General features: G+C 71.6%; 22 protein-coding genes. 8 read left to right on the forward strand and 14 right to left on the reverse strand.

From position 1 onward, the window contains the following. Nucleotides 1-4 precede the first annotated feature (4 nt). A complete protein-coding gene (locus ACTWLT_RS17935; RefSeq protein ID WP_445319375.1) occupies nucleotides 5-1,159 on the forward strand; it encodes a low temperature requirement protein A in 1,155 nt (384 codons plus the stop codon). On the opposite strand, the gene ACTWLT_RS17940 is transcribed toward ACTWLT_RS17935, so the two are convergent. The 6 genes from ACTWLT_RS17940 to ACTWLT_RS17965 form a co-directional block, all read right to left on the reverse strand. Then, nucleotides 1,126-1,842 (reverse strand): thymidine kinase, encoded by a 717-nt coding sequence (locus ACTWLT_RS17940; protein WP_374556509.1) that lies wholly within the window; start codon nucleotides 1,840-1,842, stop codon nucleotides 1,126-1,128. The genes ACTWLT_RS17935 and ACTWLT_RS17940 overlap by 34 nt on opposite strands. A 52-nt stretch (nucleotides 1,843-1,894) precedes the next feature. After that, the gene (locus ACTWLT_RS17945) at nucleotides 1,895-3,286 is read right to left on the reverse strand and encodes an MFS transporter (RefSeq protein ID WP_445319376.1); all 1,392 of its coding nucleotides are present in this window, start codon (nucleotides 3,284-3,286) and stop codon (nucleotides 1,895-1,897) included. Nucleotides 3,287-3,302: 16 nt separating this feature from the next. Continuing rightward, nucleotides 3,303-4,070 (reverse strand): glycerophosphodiester phosphodiesterase family protein, encoded by a 768-nt coding sequence (locus tag ACTWLT_RS17950; protein ID WP_445319377.1) that lies wholly within the window; start codon nucleotides 4,068-4,070, stop codon nucleotides 3,303-3,305. 67 nt (nucleotides 4,071-4,137) lie between these two features. Then, nucleotides 4,138-5,097, reverse strand: a complete 960-nt coding sequence (locus ACTWLT_RS17955) for an SDR family NAD(P)-dependent oxidoreductase (protein WP_445319378.1) — start codon at nucleotides 5,095-5,097, stop codon at nucleotides 4,138-4,140. 48 nt (nucleotides 5,098-5,145) lie between these two features. Further along, complete coding sequence (locus ACTWLT_RS17960) at nucleotides 5,146-5,727, reverse strand: TetR/AcrR family transcriptional regulator (RefSeq protein ID WP_445319379.1); 582 nt, start codon at nucleotides 5,725-5,727, stop codon at nucleotides 5,146-5,148. 46 nt (nucleotides 5,728-5,773) lie between these two features. Beyond that, the gene (locus ACTWLT_RS17965) at nucleotides 5,774-6,547 is read right to left on the reverse strand and encodes a lysophospholipid acyltransferase family protein (RefSeq protein WP_445319405.1); all 774 of its coding nucleotides are present in this window, start codon (nucleotides 6,545-6,547) and stop codon (nucleotides 5,774-5,776) included. Nucleotides 6,548-6,746: 199 nt separating this feature from the next. Between ACTWLT_RS17965 and ACTWLT_RS17970 the strand changes: the two genes are divergently transcribed. From ACTWLT_RS17970 to ACTWLT_RS17980, 3 genes are all read left to right on the forward strand, one after another. After that, a complete protein-coding gene (locus ACTWLT_RS17970; protein WP_252414053.1) occupies nucleotides 6,747-8,162 on the forward strand; it encodes a cytochrome ubiquinol oxidase subunit I in 1,416 nt (471 codons plus the stop codon). 14 nt (nucleotides 8,163-8,176) lie between these two features. After that, the gene (gene cydB / locus ACTWLT_RS17975) at nucleotides 8,177-9,175 is read left to right on the forward strand and encodes a cytochrome d ubiquinol oxidase subunit II (protein ID WP_445319380.1); all 999 of its coding nucleotides are present in this window, start codon (nucleotides 8,177-8,179) and stop codon (nucleotides 9,173-9,175) included. A 163-nt stretch (nucleotides 9,176-9,338) separates the two neighbouring features. Next, nucleotides 9,339-10,532, forward strand: a complete 1,194-nt coding sequence (locus ACTWLT_RS17980; protein WP_445319381.1) for a GNAT family N-acetyltransferase — start codon at nucleotides 9,339-9,341, stop codon at nucleotides 10,530-10,532. Here the strand turns inward: ACTWLT_RS17980 and ACTWLT_RS17985 are convergent, their stop codons facing one another. Further along, on the reverse strand, nucleotides 10,533-10,973 hold the full coding sequence (locus ACTWLT_RS17985; protein WP_445319382.1) for a MarR family winged helix-turn-helix transcriptional regulator: 441 nt from the start codon (nucleotides 10,971-10,973) through the stop codon (nucleotides 10,533-10,535). 97 nt (nucleotides 10,974-11,070) lie between these two features. On the opposite strand from ACTWLT_RS17985, the gene ACTWLT_RS17990 reads away from it, so the two are divergent. Next, nucleotides 11,071-11,523, forward strand: a complete 453-nt coding sequence (locus ACTWLT_RS17990) for a MarR family winged helix-turn-helix transcriptional regulator (protein WP_445319383.1) — start codon at nucleotides 11,071-11,073, stop codon at nucleotides 11,521-11,523. A 24-nt stretch (nucleotides 11,524-11,547) separates the two neighbouring features. Here ACTWLT_RS17990 and ACTWLT_RS17995 read toward each other — a convergent pair whose 3' ends face one another. The 3 genes from ACTWLT_RS17995 to ACTWLT_RS18005 form a co-directional block, all read right to left on the reverse strand. Then, complete coding sequence (locus tag ACTWLT_RS17995) at nucleotides 11,548-12,246, reverse strand: hypothetical protein (RefSeq protein ID WP_445319384.1); 699 nt, start codon at nucleotides 12,244-12,246, stop codon at nucleotides 11,548-11,550. An 80-nt stretch (nucleotides 12,247-12,326) separates the two neighbouring features. After that, nucleotides 12,327-12,788 (reverse strand): peroxiredoxin, encoded by a 462-nt coding sequence (locus ACTWLT_RS18000; RefSeq protein ID WP_445319385.1) that lies wholly within the window; start codon nucleotides 12,786-12,788, stop codon nucleotides 12,327-12,329. A 45-nt stretch (nucleotides 12,789-12,833) separates the two neighbouring features. After that, entirely contained in the window at nucleotides 12,834-13,667 is an 834-nt protein-coding gene (locus ACTWLT_RS18005) for a patatin-like phospholipase family protein (protein ID WP_445319386.1), read from the reverse strand. A gap of 92 nt (nucleotides 13,668-13,759) precedes the next feature. Between ACTWLT_RS18005 and ACTWLT_RS18010 the strand changes: the two genes are divergently transcribed. After that, nucleotides 13,760-14,488 (forward strand): SDR family oxidoreductase, encoded by a 729-nt coding sequence (locus ACTWLT_RS18010; protein WP_445319387.1) that lies wholly within the window; start codon nucleotides 13,760-13,762, stop codon nucleotides 14,486-14,488. Nucleotides 14,489-14,537: 49 nt separating this feature from the next. Here ACTWLT_RS18010 and ACTWLT_RS18015 read toward each other — a convergent pair whose 3' ends face one another. The 3 genes from ACTWLT_RS18015 to ACTWLT_RS18025 all read right to left on the reverse strand — a co-directional run bounded on the left by ACTWLT_RS18015 (nucleotide 14,538) and on the right by ACTWLT_RS18025 (nucleotide 17,479). After that, the gene (locus ACTWLT_RS18015) at nucleotides 14,538-14,663 is read right to left on the reverse strand and encodes an MFS transporter small subunit (RefSeq protein WP_256481911.1); all 126 of its coding nucleotides are present in this window, start codon (nucleotides 14,661-14,663) and stop codon (nucleotides 14,538-14,540) included. Beyond that, nucleotides 14,660-16,081 (reverse strand): OFA family MFS transporter, encoded by a 1,422-nt coding sequence (locus ACTWLT_RS18020; protein WP_445319388.1) that lies wholly within the window; start codon nucleotides 16,079-16,081, stop codon nucleotides 14,660-14,662. The genes ACTWLT_RS18015 and ACTWLT_RS18020 overlap by 4 nt, the downstream gene beginning before the upstream one ends. A gap of 114 nt (nucleotides 16,082-16,195) precedes the next feature. Then, nucleotides 16,196-17,479 (reverse strand): glycosyltransferase, encoded by a 1,284-nt coding sequence (locus tag ACTWLT_RS18025; RefSeq protein ID WP_445319389.1) that lies wholly within the window; start codon nucleotides 17,477-17,479, stop codon nucleotides 16,196-16,198. 161 nt (nucleotides 17,480-17,640) lie between these two features. Here ACTWLT_RS18025 and ACTWLT_RS18030 point away from each other — a divergent pair, with 161 nt between their 5' ends. Then, nucleotides 17,641-18,345, forward strand: coding sequence for a GntR family transcriptional regulator (locus ACTWLT_RS18030; RefSeq protein ID WP_445319390.1), 705 nt, complete (start codon nucleotides 17,641-17,643; stop codon nucleotides 18,343-18,345). Nucleotides 18,346-18,524: 179 nt separating this feature from the next. Here the strand turns inward: ACTWLT_RS18030 and ACTWLT_RS18035 are convergent, their stop codons facing one another. Next, nucleotides 18,525-19,952 carry a DHA2 family efflux MFS transporter permease subunit gene (locus tag ACTWLT_RS18035; protein WP_445319391.1) on the reverse strand — a complete coding sequence of 476 codons (1,428 nt, stop codon included), beginning with the start codon at nucleotides 19,950-19,952 and terminating at the stop codon, nucleotides 18,525-18,527. Nucleotides 19,953-20,055: 103 nt separating this feature from the next. On the opposite strand from ACTWLT_RS18035, the gene ACTWLT_RS18040 reads away from it, so the two are divergent. Continuing rightward, complete coding sequence (locus ACTWLT_RS18040) at nucleotides 20,056-20,739, forward strand: TetR/AcrR family transcriptional regulator C-terminal domain-containing protein (RefSeq protein ID WP_445319406.1); 684 nt, start codon at nucleotides 20,056-20,058, stop codon at nucleotides 20,737-20,739. Nucleotides 20,740-20,745: the final 6 nt, after the last annotated feature.

The raw sequence follows: 20,745 nt of genomic DNA on the forward strand, positions 1-20,745 counted from the left end.
GGGGGTGGAGCCCACCACGTCGGCGGAGCTCTTCTTCGACCTGGTCTTCATCTTCACCATCACCCAGTTGGCGCACTACCTGATCGCGCACCCGGACTGGCGTGGCGCCGCACGGACCGCTCTGCTGTTGGCGCTGGTCTGGTTCGTGTGGATCTACACCACGTGGGGGACGAACTGGCTGCGACCCGACCAGGCACCGGTGCGGGCACTGCTGATCGCGCTCATGCTGGGCAGCCTCCTGCTCGCGGCGGCGATCCCCGAGGTGTTCGACGGCGGCGGGCTGGTCTTCGCGCTGGTCTACGCGACCATGCAGGTGGGCCGCACCGTGTTCGCGTTGTGGGCGGTGCAGGGCCAGCCGTGGCTGGTCGACGGGTTTCAGAAGACGCTGCCGTGGTTCGTCGGGACGTCGCTGCTCGTGGTGCTCGGCGCCGTGGTCGGCGGAGCCTTCCAGGAGGCGCTGTGGGCGTCGGCGATCGTGATCGAGGTGATCGGCCTGTCGACCGGATTCCCGGTACCCGGTCTGGGCCGTAGCCCCGCCGAGCGGTGGATGGTGGAGGGCGGGCACCTGGCTGAGCGGTGCCAGGCGTTCATCCTCATCGCCCTGGGTGAGTCGATCCTGGTCACCGGGAGCACACTCGCGCAGCACCTGAACCTGACGATGACCGGGGCCTTCGTGCTGGCGTTCGCCGGTTCGGTGGCGCTGTGGTGGGTGTATTTCGCCCGGTCGGCACCGGCGGCGGCGGAGGTCATCACCCGCGCCGGTGAGCGCACCGGCGCGTTGGGCCGGCTGGCGTTCAACTACCTGCACCCCGTGATGGTCGCCGGCATCATCGTCACCTCGGCGGGCGACGAGCAACTCCTGCGCGAACCCGGCGCCCCCGCCACCCCGGCCGCCGCGCTGTTCACCCTGGGCGGCCCGGCGCTGTTCCTCGCCGGTCACGCCGCCTACAAGGCGGTGCTGTGGCGGACCCTGCCGACCAGCCGGATCGCGGCGGCGCTGCTGCTGGTGGCGCTGACGCCGGCAGCGGTCGCGCTGCGGGTGCCCGTCGCGGTGGCCGCCGGGGCGGCGCTGCTGATCACGGTCGCGGTGATCGTGGCCGACCGGGCGGCGGGGCGGCGGATGCCTCAGTCGCGCGGGCCGAGGTCGCCGCTGCGGTAGTGCCGCCGGCAGAGCACCTGGTAGCGCACGTCGGCGGTGTCGACGGTGTCGCCGATGACGACCTGCGCGCCCTCGCGGACCACCCGGCCGTCGACCACCCGGGCGTTGAGCAGCCCTTCCCGACCGCACCAGCACAGCACCTCGACCTGGATGCGGGCCACCTCGTCGGCCAGCTCGAACAACCGCTGCGTGGCGGGGAACAGGCAGGACCGGAAGTCGGTGGCCAGACCGAACGCGAACACGTCCACGTCGTAGCTGTCGACCAGCTCGGCCATCTGCTCGACGTGCTCGACGGTGTAGAAACACGCCTCGTCGCAGATCAGGTAGTCCACGCGTACGCCGTCGGCCCACCGGCCCCGGACGAGTGCCCGCAGGTCCAGGTCGTCGGTGACCTCGATCGCCTCGTGCGCCAGACCGATGCGGGTGGTGACCTGCGGGCCGAGTGACCGGTCGATGCGGGTGGTGACCAGCCCTCGCCGGCCCTGCCGGGCGTGGTTGTAGTTCATCTGCAGCGCCATCGTGGACTTGCCGCAGTCCATCGGCCCCCAGAAGAACTTCAACGCGGCGGCGTGCACCGGACGCCCGTCGAGCCCGCGCGCGGCCGCGCACCCGGCCGGAGCGTGTGGCTGGCCGGGGAACGGGTGGGCCAGGCAGGTGGGAGCTGTGGCGGCGTCGTCGGTCACGGTCGGGCAGCCTATCTGATCGACCAGGGCCGATCGGGCAGGCGCGTGCTGGTCAGAGCACCCGGGGCGGGGTGTTCCCGGCGGCGACGATGGCCCGGCGGATCGGCACGGCCAGGAGGAGCAGGAACCCGACCACGAAGAAGATCAGCAGGGAGACCAGGCCCACCCGGTACGAGGCGGTGAGCTGGAACACCAGACCGAACGCGAGCGGGCCGAGCCAGCTGGTGCCCTTGTCGCTGATCTCGTAGAAGCCGTAGTACTCGCCTTCCTTGCCGGCCGGGATGAGCTGGCTGAACAGCGACCGGCTCAACGCCTGGCTGCCGCCGAGGACCAGGCCGATGGCCGCGCCGAGGACCATGAACGGCACCGGCGCCTCGGCGGGCAGCCGGAACGCGCCGATGATGACACCGGTCCAGAGCACCAGGCTGAGCAGCACGGTCTTCCAGGCGCCGATGCGCCGGGCCAGCGCGCCGAGGCTCAACGCGCCACCGAAGGCCAGGAACTGCACCAGCAGGATCGTGATGATCAGGTGGCTCTGCTCCAGCCGCAGCTCCTCGGTGCCGTACTGGCTGGCCAGGGTGATGACGGTCTGGATGCCGTCGTTGTAGACCAGGAACGCCAACAGGAAGAACAACGTCAACGGGTACGCCTTGATCTCCCGCAGGGTGCGACCCAGCTGCCGGAACCCGTCGGTGAGCACGTTGCCCTGCCGGGCCAGCGCCGCCGCGCTGGGGCGTTCCCGCAGCCAGCGCAGCGGCACGAGGGTGAACACCGCCCACCACACCCCGGCGGAGACGATCGACCAGCGGGCCAGGTCCAGGGTGCGCTGCGGGTTGTCGTCCTCGCTGAACAGGGTGACCGCGACCAGGTTGAACGCCAGCAGCAGGCCGCCGCCCAGGTAGCCCAGCGCCCAGCCGCGGCTGGAGATGCCGTCGCGTTCGTCCGGGCCGCCGAGCTGCGGCAGGAACGAGTTGTAGACCACGAGGGCCGCGCCGAAGGAGATGTTGGCGACCAGGAAGAGCGCCCCGCCGAGCAGGTAGCGGTCACCGGTGACGAAGATCATCGCGATGGTCGCGCCGGCGCCGGTGAACGCGGCGCCGCCGAGCAGCCGCTTCTTGTGCGCCGACCGGTCGGCGATCGCCCCGACCACCGGCAGCACGAACACGGTGAGGAACACCGACAGCGAGATCAGGTACGGGTAGTAGGACCCTGCCGCCACCCGGATGCCGAGCGGGTGCACGTACCCGTCGCAGGTGTCCGCGCCCAATTCGCACCCGGCGGCCAGCTCGGCCACGGTGGTGATGAACGGGCCCAGGAACACCGTGATGACGGTGGTCTGGAACGCGGAGTTGGCCCAGTCGTAGATGTACCAGCCGCGCCGCTCCCGGCGAGTGCTCGCCGGAGGCGGGGTGTCGTCCACCGTGGGGGTCACGGTCTCGGCCATCGGGGTCCTTCGACGGTCAGGCGGCCCAGTGGCCGCGGCTGCGGTAGACGTCGCGCAGCACGCCGACGTGATCGGTCATGATGCCATCCACGCCACGATCCAGTAAGTCGTGCATCTGGGCCGGTTCGTCGATCGTCCAGACGTGCACCTGCAGGCCGATCCGGTGGCAGTAGTCGAGGAACCGCCGGTCCACCACCGGCACCCGCCCATAGGTCGGCGGCACCTGCGCGGCGACCACCGACGGGGGCAGCCGCAGCGGGCGGCCGTGCAGGGAGGCGAGCCGCAGCCGGGCAACCCCGCGCATGCCGAGGCTGGTGGCGACCCGCCCTTCGGTGAGGGCGCGCAGCCGGGTCAGTCGGGCGTCGCTGAACGAGGCGAGCAGGACGCGGTCGGCGGCGCCGGCCCGGGTCACGGTGGCCACCGTGGGCTCGACGCCGCCGTCGGCCTTCACATCGATGTTGAAGCGGACCTGCGGCCACGCGCCCAGCACCTCGTCGAGCCGGGGTACGACGGCGGCACCGCCGACCCGTACCGAGGCGAGGTCGGCCCAGCGCAGGTCGGCGATGCGCCCCGGTTCGCCGGTGACCCGTGCCAGCGTCGGGTCGTGGAAGATCACCGCCACGCCGTCGGCGGTGGCGTGCACGTCGGTCTCCACGTACCGGTAGCCCAGCCCGACGGCGCGGGCGAACGCCTCGGTGGTGTTCTCGTCACCGTCGGCGGCGCCGCCGCGGTGGGCGAACGCCAGCGGCGCGGGCGCGTCGAGGTAGCCGGGTCGGGTCAGCACGCGACGCAGTATGCCTGCCGCCGGTGGACCGCGGGTGACCTGCCGGCGACTTTCGTCGGCCCCGTGCTCAGCGCCCCAAAAGCCGCAGCGTCTCCTCCCAGAGGAGGTCGGCGTCCTTGTCGTCCAGGGCGTACGGCAGCACGCCGCTCATGCCGTCGGAGCGCTCGGCGATGACCAGGGCTTCGTTGGCGTCCTCGAAGTAGCGGCCGGTGACGCCGTCGACCTCGGGGGAGGCGGCCAGCAGGACCGAGGTGGCCGCGCCCTGCTGCGGGGTCTTCCAGCCCGGCGGCACCTCCAGGCGGTTGCCCTGCTCGTCCACCGCGCCGACCCAGCGCAGTTGCGCGTCGTCGAGGTGTCGCTGCAGGTTGGTCATGATGCCGCCGGGGTGCAGGGCGTTGGCGGTGATGCCGTCGGCGGCCCACCTGTTGGCCAGGGCGACGGTGAACAGGATCGTCGCGGTCTTCGACTGGCCGTAGGCCGACCATGCCTCGTAGGGCCGGGCGGTGAAGTGGATGTCGTCGAAGACGACCGGGGACTGCTGGTGCGCCGAGGAGCTGACGACGACGATCCGGGCGCCGTGGGCGGCGGCGAGCGCGTCGTGCAGCCCCAGGGTCAGCTCGGCGTGACCGAGGTGGTTGATGGCGAACTGCCTCTCCCAGCCCTCGGCGGTCCTGGTCAGCTCCGGCAGGGCCATGACGCCGGCGTTGTTGACCAGGATGTGCAGCGGGCCCGTCCAGCCGGTGACGAAGGCGTCGATGGAGGCGCGGTCGGCCAGGTCGAGGCGGGCGACCCGGACGGTGCCCGGCGTTCCGCCGGCCGTGATGTCGGCGGCGGCGCGCTCGCCGGCGGCGGTGTCGCGGACGGCCACCGTCACGTCGGCGCCGGCGTTGGCCAGCGCGCGGGCGGTCTCCAGGCCGATGCCGGACGCGCCGCCGGTGACCACCGCCCGACGGCCGGTGAGGTCGACGCCGGCGATCACCTCGGCGGCGGTCGACTGGGCCGAGAAAGGGGTGACGATTCGCGACATTTCGGAACTCCTAGGGTGCAGAACTCTGCGATGGGGAGGTGGGGCGGGTCAGGCTGCGGCGCGGCGGATCAGTCGCAGCGCCCGACGGATCCGGTCGCGGAAGTCGTCCCGGGTGGCCGAGGTCGACTTCCAGGTCAGCGCGGCGGAGAAGAGCAGGTCCATCAGGTCGTCCGCGGTCAGCTCGGCGTCGAGCAGGCCGGGCGGCGCGAGAGCGCCGATGTGGGCGCTCAGCGTGGTGCGGGCCCGCTCCTGGTAGTCGTGGAACATCGAGCCCAGTTGGGGCCCGCTGTTCTCCAGCAGCTCGTTGAGGTCGCGTGCCACCTGCGTGTCGATGTACGGACCCATCAGCGCGTCCAGGCCCGCCACGATCCGCTCGTCGAAGGTCAGCGCCTCGTCGGCGAAGCGTTCCTCCATGGCCCGCTGGGCGCGTTCCATGACGCCCTGCATGGTGGCCCGGTACAGCTGCTCCTTGTTGGGGAACATCAGGTACAGGCCCGGCCGGGAGATGCCGGCCGCCTTGGCGACCGCCTCCATCGACGTCTTCTGGAATCCGTAGCGTCCGAACACCCCGACCGCTGCCGCCAGGACGCCGGCCCGCTTCGGGTCGTCGCTGAACTCCACGTTGCTCACGCTAGACAGCTTAGACAGACTTTCGAAAGTTGTCTAATGCGTCAGGTCACACCGGCCGGCGGCGGTGCACGCGGCTGAGGTCGCTCGGTCGGCCCGGGTCGACGTGCCGCGGCGTGTCGGGTTCGTCGGGGCGCAGCGGGGCGAGGGTGTCGGTGAGCGCGTCGATGATCCGGTCGGTGGCCCGGCGGGCGGCGCCGGGGCTGCCGGCGGTCGCCTCGCCCAGGTCGACGGGCTCACCGAAGTGCACCCTGATGACCGGGCGGCGCCACAGCGAGCGGGCGATGCCGCGCAGCATTCCTCGGGGCGCCCGATAGGGCAGCACCTCGTGGGCTCCCCACTGGGCGACCGGGATGACCGGTGCGGCGCAGGTCAGGGCGAGCCGGGCAGCTCCGGTCTTGCCGCGTTCGGGCCACATGCCGGGGTCCAAGCCGATCCGCCCCTCGGGGTAGATGAGGATCACCGACCCTCCCGCGACGGCGGCGGCCGCGTCGTCGAGGGCCCGGTGCACCGCGGCCGTGCCCCGGTCGACGCGGATGTGCCCGGCTCGCCGCATGAGGGCGCCGAGTACCGGGGCGCGGAACAGCCCGGCGGTCGCCATGACCCGGGGGGCCACCCCGCGGGTCCGGCAGGCGGCGACCATCACCACCGGGTCGAACGGGCTGATGTGGTTGGCGGCCAGCACCAGCGGCCCGCGACGCAGGTGCGCGGGGACGTCGCCGGTGACCTCGAGGCGGGCCAGCAGGCCGACCAGGGCCCGGGCCAGCAGTTGGGCGGCGCGCCAGATCAGCGGCGGTTGCCAGGGGGAGTGCGCGGTGTCCATCAGCGCGCCATCGTCGCACGCGGCGGCAGGGTCGCGAGGGCGGGTCGGCCGGTTGCCCATGGCGGCTGTCCTGCCGAGAGGCCGGGGTGATCAGGGTCATTGGTCCCGGGCCGGATCGGGCCGGCCGGCCCTGCCCATCTCTCTACGACGAGCAGTAGTATTTACTACGTCTCGTAGTACGGATGGCTGGGGGTTTCAGGTGGACGCGTTGGACGTTGCCCGCTGGCAGTTCGGTGTCACCACCGTCTACCACTTTCTCTTCGTGCCGTTGACCATCGGCCTGTCCGTGCTGGTGGCCATCCTGCAGACGATGTGGCACCGCACCGGCAACGAGCGTTACCTCAAGCTCACCAAGTTCTACGGCAAGTTGTTCCTGATCAACTTCGCGATGGGCGTGGTCACGGGCATCGTGCAGGAGTTCCAGTTCGGCATGAACTGGAGCGACTACTCCCGCTTCGTCGGCGACATCTTCGGCGCCCCCCTCGCCATCGAGGCGCTGGTCGCGTTCTTCCTCGAATCCACCTTCATCGGCCTGTGGATCTTCGGCTGGGACCGGCTGCCCAAGCGCGCGCACCTGGCCAGCATCTGGGCCGCCGCGATCGGCACCAACCTCAGCGCCTACTTCATCCTCGCCGCGAACTCGTTCATGCAGAACCCGGTCGGTTACCGCATCAACGCCGACACCGGCCGGGCCGAGCTGACCGACTTCCCGGCGGTGCTGACCAACAAGGTCGCCCTGGTCACCTTCCCGCACACCCTGGCCGGGTCCTTCCTCGTCGCCGGGTCGCTGGTCGTGGCCGTCGGCCTGTGGCACCTGATCCGCAACCGCGACTCCGCCGACACCGGCGCCTACCGCTTCGCCACGAAGTTCGGCTCCTGGGTGGTCCTGGTCGCCTCCGCCGCCGTGCTGTTCACCGGCGACATCCAGGGCAAGATCATGACCGACGTGCAGCCAATGAAGATGGCCGCCGCCGAGGGCCTCTACACCACCGAGAGCCCCGCCTCGTTCTCCGTGCTCACCGTCGGCAGCCTCGACGGCAGCCGCGAGCTGTTCGCCATCAAGATCCCGTACCTGCTGTCGTACCTGGGCACCGGCGACCCGAACGGCACCGTGCACGGCATCAACGACCTCCAGGCCCAGTACGCCAGCCAGTACGGCGCGGGCAGCTACACCCCGATCATCCCGGTGACCTACTGGAGCTTCCGCTTCATGATCGCCTTCGGGATGGCCGCCGGCGCGATCGCCCTGCTGGTGCTGTGGAGCCAGCGCAAGGGCCGTACCCCGAGCAGCAAATGGCTGCTGCGCGCCGGGCTGGCCATGCCGGTGCTGCCGCTGCTGGCCAACTCCTTCGGCTGGATCTTCACCGAGATGGGCCGCCAGCCGTGGATCGTCTTCGGCGAGATGCTCACCCGCAACGGCGTGTCCCGCAGCGTATCGCTGGCCGAGGTCCTGACCTCGTTCACCGCCTTCACGCTGATCTACGCCACGCTCGCCGTGATCGAGGTCAAGCTGCTGCTGCGCTACGCCCGTGCCGGCGTGCCCGACGTCAGCGAACAGCCCCCCATCGACGACACCACCGACGACGCCGAGCGTCCGCTCGCCTTCGCCTACTGATCCCGGAGCCCATCGTGGAACTGACCACCATCTGGTTTCTCCTCGTCGCCGTGCTGTTCACCGGCTACTTCATCCTGGAGGGCTTCGACTTCGGCGTCGGCATGCTTCTGCCGGTGCTCGGCCGTGACGACCGCGAACGCCGCGTCCTGATCAACACCATCGGCCCGGTCTGGGACGGCAACGAGGTGTGGCTGATCACCGCCGGTGGCGCCATGTTCGCCGCCTTCCCCGAGTGGTACGCGACCCTGTTCTCCGGCTTCTACCTGCCGCTGCTGCTGATCCTGCTGGCCCTGATCGCCCGCGGGGTGGCCTTCGAGTACCGGCACAAGCGCCCCGAGGTGTCCTGGAAGCGTCGCTGGGACGCGGCGATCGTGGTCGGCTCGCTGCTGCCGGCGATCCTGTGGGGTGTCGCGTTCGCCAACATCCTGCGCGGGGTACCGCTGGACGCCGACCACGAGTACGTCGGCGGCCTGGTCGACCTGCTCAACCCGTACGCCCTGCTCGGCGGCGCGACCACCCTCGCGCTGTTCCTCACCCACGGCGCGGTGTTCCTCGCCCTGAAGACCAGCGGTGACATCCGCGAGCGGGCCGGCGCCCTCGCGGTGCGCCTGGGCGTCGGCGCGGCCGTGCTCGCGGTGGCGTTCCTGACCTGGACGTTGAGCATCCGTTCCAGCGCGGCCGCCGTCGTGCTCGCCGTCGGCGCGGCCCTCGCTCTGCTCGGTGGCCTGGCCGCCGCCCGGGTACGCCGGGAGGGCTGGGCGTTCACCGGCACGGCCGTGGCGATCGGCCTGGCGGTGGCGACGCTGTTCGCGGCGTTGTTCCCGAACGTGCTGCCGTCCACGCTGGACGCGGCGGGCACCCTGACGGCGACCAACGCCGCCTCCACCCCCTACACCCTGAAGATCATGACGTGGGTGGCGGTGATCTTCACCCCGGTCGTGCTGGCCTACCAGGGCTGGACCTACTGGGTGTTCCGCAAGCGCATCGGCGTGGCCAACATCCCGCAGCACTGACCGCCGGGGTGCGGGGTGGGCGCGCCCGCGATCTTGCAGTTCCGGTCGCCGAGATGGGTGGAATGCCCTCGATGCGGCGGCAGCAACTGCAAGATCGCGGCCGTGTCGATCATGCCGGCGTAAATCGGCTGTCGGTGCGGACCCGCCTCGCTAGGGTGTGCCGATGCCGACCGCCGTACACGTCCGCGAACTCACCGCCGACGACCTCGACGCCGCCTGGGAGCTGGGCCGGTTCGCCTTCGGATCCGACCCGCAGCGACCGCCGCACGTCACCAGGCCGGTGCCCGGCCTGACCCGCTACGGCGCGTTCGACGATGCTGGCCGGCTCGTCGGCAAGGCCGTCGACCTGCACCACGACCAGTGGTGGTCGGGGCGGGTGGTGCCCGCCGCCGACGTCGCCGGCGTGGCGGTCGCCCCCGAGGCGCGGGGCCGCGGCGTGGCCCGGGCCATGCTCACCGCGCTGCTGCGCGGCGCCCACGAACGGGGTGCGGCGCTGAGTGCGCTGTACCCGACCGTCGTCGCGCCCTACCGCGCGTGCGGCTGGGAGGGCACCGGCGTGCTGCGCACCGTCGACCTGCCGACCGTGGCGTTGCCCCGGCACCGGCCGGACCCCCGGTTGACCGTCCGCGCCGGCACGCCCGCCGACCTGCCGGCCGTCGCCGCCCTGTACGAGCGGGTCACCCGACACCGCAACGGCCCGCTCACCCGCCGGGGTGAGCTGTTCGACTTCTACGCCGCCGACGGCGGCCTGCCCGGCGACGGGCTGACCCTGGTCGAGGACGACGGGGACCTCGTCGGCTACGCCAGTTGGCAGCGGGGCCGTGGCTACGGCGCCGACTCCGTGCTCACCGTCGACGAGGCCCTGGCCAGCACCGCCGAGGCCGCCCGTGAACTCGTCGGTGTGCTCGCCAGTTGGGCCAGCGTCGCACCGACCCTGCGGCTGTGCCCGCTCGACGGCGACGCCGTCAGCGTCCACCTGCCGCTGGCGTCGGCCCGCGAGCACGAACGGGACCTGTGGATGCACCGGCCGGTGGACGTGGCCCGGGCGGTCGCCATGCGCGGCTGGCCCGCTCACGCCCGGGGCACCGTCGACTTCGCCCTCATCGACGAGCTCGCGCAGTGGAACACCGGCACCTGGCGGTTGACCGTCGCCGACGGCGCCGCCGAACTCGCCCGGATCGGCGGCGAGGCCGACCTGCGGTTGAGCGTCCGCGGTTTCGCCCTGCTGTACGCCGGTGCCGCCCACGCCCGCTCGGTCGCCCAGGCGGGGCTGCTGCGGCACGCCGCCGGCACCGACCCGGCCGCCCTCGACCTGCTGGCCGTCGGCGGGCCGGTGCAGCTGCTCGACTACTTCTGATCAGGTCGTGCTCGCCGCCAGTTCGGTGTTCGCGCGGGCGGTGACCAGCCTGAGCACCCGTGCGGCCGTGCTCATCTCGTCGGTCGGGATGTCCGCGTACAGCCGGGCGGCGATGCCCGCGACGGCGGCACCGATGCTGCTCTGCGTGACGCGGCCGGTCTCGGTGAGGGACACCTGCGGCTCGCCGTCGCCGACGTGGACGAGATCGGCGGCGACGAGCTGACCGATCACCGTGTGCACGGTCGGCTCGTCGACCTTGAGGGTGCTGGTGATCCGGTGCACGAGCCATGCCCGGTCGACGGGGCCGTCGGCGAGCGCGTTGAGCGCGAGCACCTGGGCGAAGGTGAGCCCGAGTGGGGCGACGGCTCGTTCGAGCAGGGCCCGGGTGGCGTAGTGGGCCTGGCCGATGACCTGGCCGTTGAGGATCGGTGGAGTGGACATGATGCCTCCGCAAGAGATGTTGGCAGGACCAACGTTGGTGCTGCCAACGTAACACAAGTCGTGGGTCGTGCCAACGAATCCTGATAGGCTGCCGCGCATGGAATCCACCGGCCCGCAGTCACCCGCCGGGCTGCGCACCACACCCAGTTGGCTGCTCAACCAGACCGCCAGCCACGCCGCCCGCCTGATCAGCGAGGGCTTCGCCGCGCACCACCTGCGCGGCTACCACTACCGCCTGCTCACCGCACTGGCCGAGGACGGCCCGGCCAGCCAGGCCGACCTCGGCCGGCGCTGCGGCATCGACCGCAGCGACGTCGTGGCGGCCGTCAACGACCTGGCCGGCCGGGGATTGGTGGTACGCGCCCCCGACCCGGCCGACCGTCGCCGCAACGTCATCAGCCTCACCGACGCCGGCGCCGACGAGGCCCGCCGGATGGGGCAGACCGTGGAGCGGGTGCAGCAGGACCTGCTCGCTCCGTTGTCCGCCGACGAACGCGACCAACTGACCCGGCTGCTCACCCGGCTGCTGGAACACCACACCCGCCGCTGACCCCGTACCGAGGGGCCGGGACGGTCAGCGTGCCTCGCGCAGCTCCGCCAGCCGGGCCTCGATCTCGGCCAGCTCCGCGCGCAGCTTCTCCGCCTGCTGCTCCGCCTCGGCCCGCTCGGTGCCGAGGATCTGCTCCACCGCCTCCTGCACGCCCGGCACGTCGACCAGCGCCACCATCTTCAACGCCTCCGCCGGCTTCACCACGTACGGCTTGGCAAGCGCCTTGCTGCCCTGCTGCGCGGCGACCGTCCACTCGCCGTCGGCGTACGCCAGCGTCACCGTCAGGCCCGCGGGGCTCTTCGGCTTCGCGGCCTTGGCCACCCGCCGCGCCGGCGCCTTCTCCACCTGCTGGTCCACGTGCTCCACCCTCGGCTCCTCCCGCCGCGGCGTCGGCACCCGCGGCGTGTCCAACACGAACTCGGGCTCCGCCACCGCGGGCGGCTCCTGCACCGGCGGCTCCGGCTTCGGGTCCACCACCCGACGACCGGCGCCCTTGGGCGCCACCGCCAGATCCGCGGGGGAGAACGGCAACTCGTCGCGACCGAAGCGCACCACCACGAACTCGTCGGACACCTCGGGATCGGTCAGCTCGACCACCTGACCCACCTGACCGGCGATCTGCCCCGCCGAGGCGGTGAACACCACCCGTGGCTTACGCCCGGCCGCCAACGCCTCCCGCAGGCTCTGCACCTCGTCAGTGGACAAACCCTGGCCGGCATTCATCAGAACCCTCTTCCGTACACCTGTTTGATTGCTGTAGTGATACCAGCCGGCTGCGACACGCGCCGCACGGGGTGCGCCGCTCAGCCGCCCAGCGCCCGCAGCGCCCGGTCGGCGTGGTCGTTCATGCTGACCTCGCTGTGGATCACCTCGACCACCCGCCGGTCGGCGCCGATGACGAACGTCATCCGCTTCATGCTCAGCGGTCCCAACGGCAGCCGTCGCCGCACCCCGAACCGCTGGGCGACCGCGCCGTCCGGGTCCGACAGCAGCGGATAGTCGAAGCCGTGCAGCCGGGAGAACTCCGCCTGCTTCTGCACGCTGTCCCGGCTGATGCCCACGCGGGACGCGCCCACGGCCGCGAACTCCGCCGCCAGGTCGCGGAAGTGGCAGCTCTCGGCCGTGCAGCCACGGGTCATGGCCGCCGGGTAGAAGAACAGCACCACCGGCCCCGCCGCCAGGAACTCCGACAGCCGCCGTGGCGTGCCCGTCTCGTCGGGCAGCTCGAAGTCCTCGACCACGTCGCCGACACCCACACCCGCCACCGCGCACCTCCGTTGTCCGAGCAGACAGGCGGTGAGCGTAAGCGATCACGCCCAGAGCGCCGCCACCTCGTCGGCCACCACGGCGGCCTGCGCCCGGCCCGCCCGCACCGATCCGGCCCGTCGCGCCGGATCCAGCACGTTGCGGCCGATCGCCTTGCGGGCCGCCTCGTCCGGTGTCACGACCGCGACCCGTGCTCCGGCGTCGCGCAGGCCGGCCACCTGCGCCGACAGTCGTGGCATCGGCCCGAACGCCGCCGACGTCGGCGCGACCACCAGCACCCGCCGGGCGTCCGCCGCCAGGTCCGCGTTCACCGTCGAGCGCATCCCGCCGTCGACGTAGCGTCGCTCGCCGATCGTCACCGGCGGCCACACCCCGGGCACCGCGCAACTGGCACCCACCGCGTCCACGAGGGACACCCCGCTGTCGGCGTCGAACACCACGAACTCACCCGAGGCCGCGTCCACCGCGGTCACCAGCAGCCGCTGGGCGGGCCACTCCCGGCCCGGCAGGCGCGCCTCGATCACCGTCCGCCGCGACTCCTCCGACGGGGTACGCGCCGCCAGCGCCATCGCCCCGATGCGCGCCCGGGACCGCACCGCGTCACGGGTACGACCACCGGCCCACACCAGCCGCGCCAACGCCGCGAACCCCAGCCGTGCCGCCAGCTCACCCGACGGCGGCGCGAGCTGCGCCTCGTACAACTGCTCCAGCGGCATCCCCGAGCACACCTGCGCGCCGACCACCGAGCCGGCCGACGTGCCCACCACCAGATCGGCGTCGGACACCGCGACGCCCCGCTCGGCCAGCCCCGCCAGCAGCCCCAGCTCCCAGGCCACGCCCGTCACCCCGCCGCCACCGAGCACCAACGCCCGCTCCATGTGACTCTCCTCTCGACGACCGACCCGCGCCGGTCACGGTAGCGTCGGCGCGACCGGTACGCGGCCCCAGACAACAGACAGCGGGAGGCACCATGGCACCCGTCACCGTCATCACCGGCGGCGGCCGCGGCATCGGGGCGGCCACCGCCCGCCGTCTCGCCGCGGCCGGCCACCACGTCGCCCTGTGCTACCGCCGCGACCACGCCGCCGCCAGCGCCGTCCTGGCCGACCTGCACGCCGCCGGCGCACAGGCCGTCGCGGTGTGCGCCGACACCACCGACCCCGAGCAGGTCGACGACCTGTTCGAGGCCGCCGCGCAGCTCGGCCCACTCACCGGTCTGGTCAACAACGCCGGCGTCACCAGCCCCATCGGGCCCTTCACCGAGCTGCGCGTCGACGACCTGCGCCGGGTCGTCGACGTCAACCTCATCGGGTACGTCCTGTGCGCCCAGCAGGCCGCCCGCCGGATGACCGGCGGCGGCGCCATCGTCAACGTGTCCTCCGCCGCCGCCACCCTGGGCAGCCCCGGGGAGTACGTGCACTACGCCGCGGTCAAGGCCGCCACCGACACCCTCACCGTCGGCCTGTCCAAGGAACTCGCGCCGCAGGGCATCCGCGTCAACGGCGTCGCCCCCGGCATCGTGCGCACCGACATCCACGCGGACTCCGGCGTACCCGACCGCGCCGACACCGCCGTCGGGCGCATCCCCCTGGGCCGCGCCGGGGAACCCGACGAGATCGCGGCCGCCATCGCCTGGCTGCTCGGCTCGGACGCGTCGTACGCCACCGGCACCGTCCTGCGCGTGTCCGGCGGCCTCTGACCCCACCCTCGGGTGGGTGCCGCGTGTGTGCGACACCCACCCCGGAGGGTCAGTGCGTGAACAACTTCGCTGCCGTGATCACCGTCTGGATCACCCCGTAGCCGAGCAGTGCCCCCACCACCAGCCAGGAGATCCACAGCCGGGCCTGCTGCCCCTGCCGACCGTCGTCGCTCATCGCGTGCCACTCCTCTCCGCCGCCACCGGCGTCGTGCCATCGTTGCCGTCTCCACCGGTCGCCGGCTCGTGGTACCGCTCCGGCACCGCCTTGATCAGCAGGTTCGCCACGAAGCCCACCGCCAGCACACCGACCATCGTGAACAGCGCCGGCCGGTACGCCGCCGCCGTCAACGTGCCCGGCTTGCCCTGGGCGTCGAGGAACCCGTTGACGATCAGCGGGCCGGCGATGCCCGCCGCCGACCAGGCGGTCAGCAGCCGGCCGTGGATCGCGCCCACCTGGTACGTGCCGAACAGGTCCCGCAGGTACGCCGGCACCGTGGCGAACCCGCCGCCGTAGAACGACAGGATCACGCAGGCCAGCAGCACGAACAGGGCCGTGGCCGTCTGCCCGACGAGGGCCAGCAGCGCGTACAGCACCATGCCCACACCCAGGTACACCAGGTAGATCGGCTTGCGGCCGATCAGGTCGGAGGTGGACGACCACGCGAAGCGGCCGGCCATGTTGAACAGCGACAGCAGCCCGACGAACCCGCCGGCCGCCGCCACCGACACCGCCGAGGTGCCGTTGTCGCGGAAGAAGTCCTGGATCATCGGGCTGGCCTGTTCCAGGATCCCGATGCCCGCCGTCACGTTGCAGAACAACACCACCCACAGCAGCCAGAACGACCGGGTCTTCAGAGCGTTCGCCGCCGACACGTTCGCCGTGGTGACCAACGGCTTCGCGGCCACCGTCGCCGGGTCGAAGCCAGCCGGACGCCAGTCCGGCGCCGGCACCCGCACGTTCGCCACCCCGAACATCATGATGACGAAGTAGCCGAGGCCGAGCGTCACGAACAACCACACCAAAGCATTGCCCGACGCCGTCGAGCCCGCGTTGGACGGGTCGTAACCGGGGTCGAAGAACGACAGCAACTGACGCGACAGGGGAGAGGCCACCATCGCCCCGCCACCGAACCCCATGATCGCCAGCCCGGTTGCCAGGCCCGGACGGTCGGGGAACCACTTGATCAACGTGGAGACCGGGGAGATGTAGCCGATCCCCAGACCGATGCCGCCGAGCAACCCGTACCCCAGGTAGAGCAGCCACAACTGCTTCGTGGCGATGCCCAGCGAACCCACCAGGAAACCCGCCGCCCAGAAGCAGGCCGACACGAACATCGCCTTACGCGGGCCGTTCGCCTCCACCCAGGTCCCGGCGACCGCGGCGGACAGCCCCAGCATCACGATCGCGATGCTGAAGATCACCCCGATGGCGGTCTGACTGGTGTCGAAGTGGGCGATCAGCGAGTTCTTGTAGACGCTGGTCGCGTAGACCTGGCCGATACACAGGTGGATGGCCAACGCCGCAGGAGGAATCAACCACCGGCTGTAGCCGGGCGGCGCGACGGTGTGCCGACGATCGAGCGCGGAAAGCATGGTGTGCTTCCTCTCCGAAGCGGGCGAGAAACGTCTCCACCACTTCTCCACACCGCACGCCTGCGGCAAACCTCACCGTCGCCGGACGGTCGCTCCGGTGAGCTGAGCGGTCACTCAGCGCCGTCGAGACCGGGCCGTCAGCTCGAGTAGAAGGTCGACCGCCCGATGTGTTCCGCCTTCGGAGCGCACCAGCTCTCCGATGTCGGCTGCCCTGCGGGGCATCGTGGTGTCGGATCTCGTCGCTTCGACCGCCTCGATGAGGCGTTCGGCGGTGATGTGCCGCTGTGGGATGGGGTCCGGGGCAACGCCGATTGATTGCATTCGCTCGGACCAGAACGGCTGGTCACCGGTGAAGGGGCAGATCACCTGTGGACGTCCGGCGAGCAGCGCGCCTGCTGTTGTTCCTGCTCCGCCGTGGTGGATGACCGCTGCGGTGCGGGGGAAGAGCCAGTCGTGCGGAGCTTCGTCGACGACGTGGACGGAGTCGGTGTTCGCGCCTGCCACGGCGATCCCGCCGGCGCCGGTTGCGACAACGGCTCGCAGTCCGGTTGCATGGACTGTCTGTCGGACCATCTCGCCGATCGCCTCGGGGTTCTGGCCTCGCATGCTGCCGAAGCCGACGTAGATCGGCGGTGCTCCGCTGTCGAGGAACCTGGCCAGGGCGGGCGACGGGCCCTTGTCCTCGCTGGCGAGGGTCCAGTATCCCGTGACGGGCGCGTATCCGGGCCACTCGGTCGGCTGCGGCAGGACGTGGCGACTGAACGCCTGCAGCACGAAGGCGGGGCCTCCGTCGGGGCGGCGGAACGGGTCACCGGATCCACGCCGAGACCTCAGCCCGAGTCGTGCACGCCAGTGCTTTCCTACCGCTCCGAGGAGCGTCCGAGGTGCGAGCGCGGCCGGTCGGTAGCTCAGACGGTTGAAGGATCTGGGCAGCCACGGCGGGGCCCACATCGGGCACGGAAAGGCGTCGGTCGGAACCCAGTTCGGCTGCAGTGCCACCGGGACCGAGGGGACGCCGAGGGCCTCGGCGAGGTGCTGGCCGGGGAGCATGGTGTGGTGCACGACGACGTCGGTTCGGGCGGGAACGGCTGCGGTGATGTCGTCGAGCACGGCGGCGATGTACTGCCGGGTCCGGTGCACCACCTCGATGGCTGTCCGTTTCGCCTTCAGCCCGCGGTAGTTCGTCGCGAGTGCCTCTTGGATGTGGGGCTCGTCGGTGAGCCGGTTCCACCGGTCGTCGACGGGCGTGAACGGAACGCCGGCGGCAGCGGCGAGCGACTCGTAACACGCCGGCCCGGCCACCAGTACCTCGTGGCCGGCGTCGGACAGCGCGCGTCCCAGGGCGACGAACGGCTGTACGTCGCCACGCGTCCCGAACGCGAGCACGAATGCCTTCATCCTGTTGGGATCCCCCTCTGTTCGACCGCAGTCCGCTTCTGACCTCGCTGAAATTTCAGCGCCGAGCATGCCTGTCGTGGCTGGGTTGGTCAAGTCCGGTCGCGCAGAGCGCGCGACGTCGCCTGTGATCGGGGTGGCGGGCGGGGCTAGGGTTTCCTCTTGTGACCGACCAGGGTGCGACGGGGGAGGCTTCGCTGACGCAGCAGGCCTACGCGGCTCTGCGTACCCGGATCGTGACCTGTGAGCTCCCGCCGGGGTCGTCGCTCACCGAGCGGGGACTGGCCCGCTCGACTCCGTACGGGCTGACGCCGATTCGTCGGGCGCTCGCTCGCCTGGACCGCGACGGGTTGATCATCACGCTGCCCCGGGCCGGTTACGTCGTGAGCCCTCTCGGCGCTCAGGAAGTGTCGGAGCTGGTCGAGGCGTGGGATCTCATCGGCCCCGAGCTTGTCCGTCTGGGCCTGGAGCGCCTCTCCGACGTCGAGGCGCAGGAGCTGGCCCGACTGCTGGCCGCGTGGTCCCCGCCCGAGACCGACGGTGAGCATCAGCTGGAGGCGGTCCTGCGCTTCTCTGAGCTGTCGATGCGTGTCTTCCAGGTCCTGGCCATCGCGAGCGCGAACCGCTGGTTGCGGTCAACCTTCGACCAGCTCTCGGACCAGATGTCGCGCCTGTGGGTCACCCTGCTCAAGGGCCGCGAAGTCCCGGAACAGCTACAGCAGCTCACGGACCGCTGGAACCGGCACATCGCAGGCCGGCAGCCCGAAGAGATTGCCGAGTACCTACCGCAGTTGATCAAAGACAGTGGCCGAGCGGCACGTGACCTGTTCCACCACCTCCCGACGACACCTGCCCCTCCACCAGGCTGACCACCGATCACCCGACTGACCGTGTCAACAGGTGACGGGTCAGGACACCAAACCCGGGCCCCCTACGCACGACGGCTCGGCGTCGAGCCTCAGCCATGATCCCGAACGGCGGCTGCCGTACTGGCCGGACAACGAGGTGGCCCGGACCATCGACGAGGTCCGGGCCCTTCTCGCCGGCGTCAGGCCGCGACGCTGGCCTCGGCGACCTGTGCGGCGTCGGGCCGGAGCTGCGGGGTGGCGACGGAGATGATCAGGTTGGCGATCGCGAACGCGGCGGCGACCAGCAGGCCACGGTGGAACCCGTCGACCAGTGCCTGCTGCTGTCCGACACCCCGGCCGAGCGCGTCGGTGACGTGGGTGATGGACAGGGTGGTGACGACGGCCAGGCCCAGCGCGCCGCCGACCTGGTAGACGGCGGTCACGACGCCGGAGGCGGCGCCGGCCTCGTGGTGCTCGACGTCGGAGACGGCGGAGATCTGCGCGGGTACGCCGAGGGTGGTGATGCCCAGGCCGAACAGGAGCAGGCCGGGCAGCAGTTCGGTGGCGTAGGAGCCGGTGGCGCCGGCGCCGGCGAGCAGCAGCAGACCGAGGACGCTGAGCAGGGCGCCGATGAGTTGCAGGGTTCGGGTGCCGAGCCGGTGCACCAGTTGGGTGGCGAGCGCGGCGCCGAGGATCGCGGTGGCGCCCATGGGCAGGAACTGCAGGCCGGCGGTCAGCGCGGATGCTCCGCGGACCTGCTGCAGGTAGAGCGCGGTGAGGAAGAACATCGACAGGAACGCAGCGCCGTTGAGGGCCAGCGCGCCGCTGGAGACGCTCAGCGCCCGGGAGCCGAACAGGCGCAGCGGCACCAGCGGCGCGGCGGAGCGCGCCTCGACGGCGATGAAGACGACCAGCAGTGCCACCCCGCCGATGAGGGCGGCGAGGACCTGCGCCGAGGCCCAGCCGGCGGACTCGGCGCGTACCACGCCGAAGACGACCGCGAGCAGGCCGGCGGTGCCGAGGGCGGCGCCGAGCGCGTCGAAGGTCCGGGGTCCGGGCTGGGTGTGCCGGACGGCCGCGACGAAGGTCGGGACGATCGCCACGAGCGCGATGACGATGGGCACGTTGACGAAGAACACCCACCGCCAGCTCAGGGCGTCGACGAGCAGGCCGCCGGCGACCACGCCCAGGGTTCCGCCGAGACCGGCGAGGGCACCCCAGATGCCCATGGCCATGTTCCGCTCCCGCCCGTGCTGGAACGTGACGGTGAGGATGGCCAATGCGGCGGGGGACAGCAGAGCGCCGCCGAGGCCCTGCACGGCGCGTGCGGCGATCAGCAGGCCGGGCGAGGTGGCCAGGCCGGCGAGCAGGGACATCGCCCCGAACAGGACCAGCCCGGCGAGGAAGATCCGGCGGGCGCCGAGCAGGTCGGCGGCGCGTCCGCCGAGCAGCAGGAAACCACCGAAGAGCAGGGTGTACGCGCTGATGACCCATTGCAGGTTGTCAGCGGTGAAGCTCAGGTCGGTCTGGATGTCGGGCAGTGCCACGTTCACGATCGTCACGTCGAGGATGACGATGAACTGCGCCACCGACAGCACCGCCAGGGTTGCCCAGGGACTACGTCGCATGCCTACCTCATCAGGGGAAGGGCGTCACGCACGGCGCGGTATACGCCGTACATCTACAACGTATACCTGCGGGTCTACGCTGTAGACTGGGTGGGTGGGCAGTATGAGCAAGGACACCGGAACGCCAGCGCGGCTCGACCCCGACAAGATCGTCACCAGCGCGCTGCGCATCGCCGACGCCGAAGGCCTCGGCGCGATCACCATCCGCAGGCTGGCCCAGGAGCACGGCGTCACGCCGATGGCGCTCTACCGGTACTTCCGGGACAAGGACGACCTGCTCGCCGCCCTCGCCGAACGCGTGCTCGCCGACGTCCACCTGCCCGAACCCAGCGACGACCCCTGGGACCGGCAGTTGCGCGCCCTCCTGGCCGCCTGCCTGGCCGCGGTCCGCCCGCACCCCGCCGTCGCCGGGCTGATCCCGACCCGCGTCCTGCTCTCCGAGCCTGGGCTGATGCTGGTCGAGCGCACCCTCGCCCTGCTCGCCGAGGCGGGCTTTCCGCCCGACCAGGCCACCGAGGTCGGCAGCCAGGCCCTCTGCTCCCTGGTGACCCTCGTGGCCACCGAGCCCGGCGCCGCCGAGAGCACCGACCCGGACACCCGCGACGACGCCATCCGCGCCAAGCGTGCGGCGCTGCACTCGCTGGCTCCCAAGCGGTACCCGCACGTCCTCGCCGCCGCCGACGCGCTCACCCTCTGCGCCGACCGGGACAGCTACTACGAGCTGGGTGTGGAGTTCGCCGTCGCCGGCGTCCGCGGCCTCCGTCCGCAGAGCCGCACCGCGCACTGACCGCCT

The sequence above is a fragment of the Micromonospora yongxingensis genome, assembly GCF_052601155.1.

Excerpts from the sequence above, each read along its gene's own strand:
- ACTWLT_RS17945 (WP_445319376.1), bottom strand. The coding sequence starts at position 3,286 with ATGGCCGAGACCGTGACCCCCACGGTGGACGACACCCCGCCTCCGGCG.
- ACTWLT_RS17955 (WP_445319378.1), bottom strand. The coding sequence starts at position 5,097 with ATGTCGCGAATCGTCACCCCTTTCTCGGCCCAGTCGACCGCCGCCGAG.
- ACTWLT_RS17965 (WP_445319405.1), bottom strand. The coding sequence starts at position 6,547 with ATGGACACCGCGCACTCCCCCTGGCAACCGCCGCTGATCTGGCGCGCC.
- ACTWLT_RS17980 (WP_445319381.1), top strand. The coding sequence starts at position 9,339 with ATGCCGACCGCCGTACACGTCCGCGAACTCACCGCCGACGACCTCGAC.
- ACTWLT_RS17985 (WP_445319382.1), bottom strand. The coding sequence starts at position 10,973 with ATGTCCACTCCACCGATCCTCAACGGCCAGGTCATCGGCCAGGCCCAC.
- ACTWLT_RS17990 (WP_445319383.1), top strand. The coding sequence starts at position 11,071 with ATGGAATCCACCGGCCCGCAGTCACCCGCCGGGCTGCGCACCACACCC.
- ACTWLT_RS17995 (WP_445319384.1), bottom strand. The coding sequence starts at position 12,246 with ATGAATGCCGGCCAGGGTTTGTCCACTGACGAGGTGCAGAGCCTGCGG.
- ACTWLT_RS18005 (WP_445319386.1), bottom strand. The coding sequence starts at position 13,667 with ATGGAGCGGGCGTTGGTGCTCGGTGGCGGCGGGGTGACGGGCGTGGCC.
- ACTWLT_RS18010 (WP_445319387.1), top strand. The coding sequence starts at position 13,760 with ATGGCACCCGTCACCGTCATCACCGGCGGCGGCCGCGGCATCGGGGCG.
- ACTWLT_RS18015 (WP_256481911.1), bottom strand. The coding sequence starts at position 14,663 with ATGAGCGACGACGGTCGGCAGGGGCAGCAGGCCCGGCTGTGGATCTCC.
- ACTWLT_RS18020 (WP_445319388.1), bottom strand. The coding sequence starts at position 16,081 with ATGCTTTCCGCGCTCGATCGTCGGCACACCGTCGCGCCGCCCGGCTAC.
- ACTWLT_RS18025 (WP_445319389.1), bottom strand. The coding sequence starts at position 17,479 with ATGAAGGCATTCGTGCTCGCGTTCGGGACGCGTGGCGACGTACAGCCG.
- ACTWLT_RS18035 (WP_445319391.1), bottom strand. The coding sequence starts at position 19,952 with ATGCGACGTAGTCCCTGGGCAACCCTGGCGGTGCTGTCGGTGGCGCAG.
- ACTWLT_RS18040 (WP_445319406.1), top strand. The coding sequence starts at position 20,056 with ATGAGCAAGGACACCGGAACGCCAGCGCGGCTCGACCCCGACAAGATC.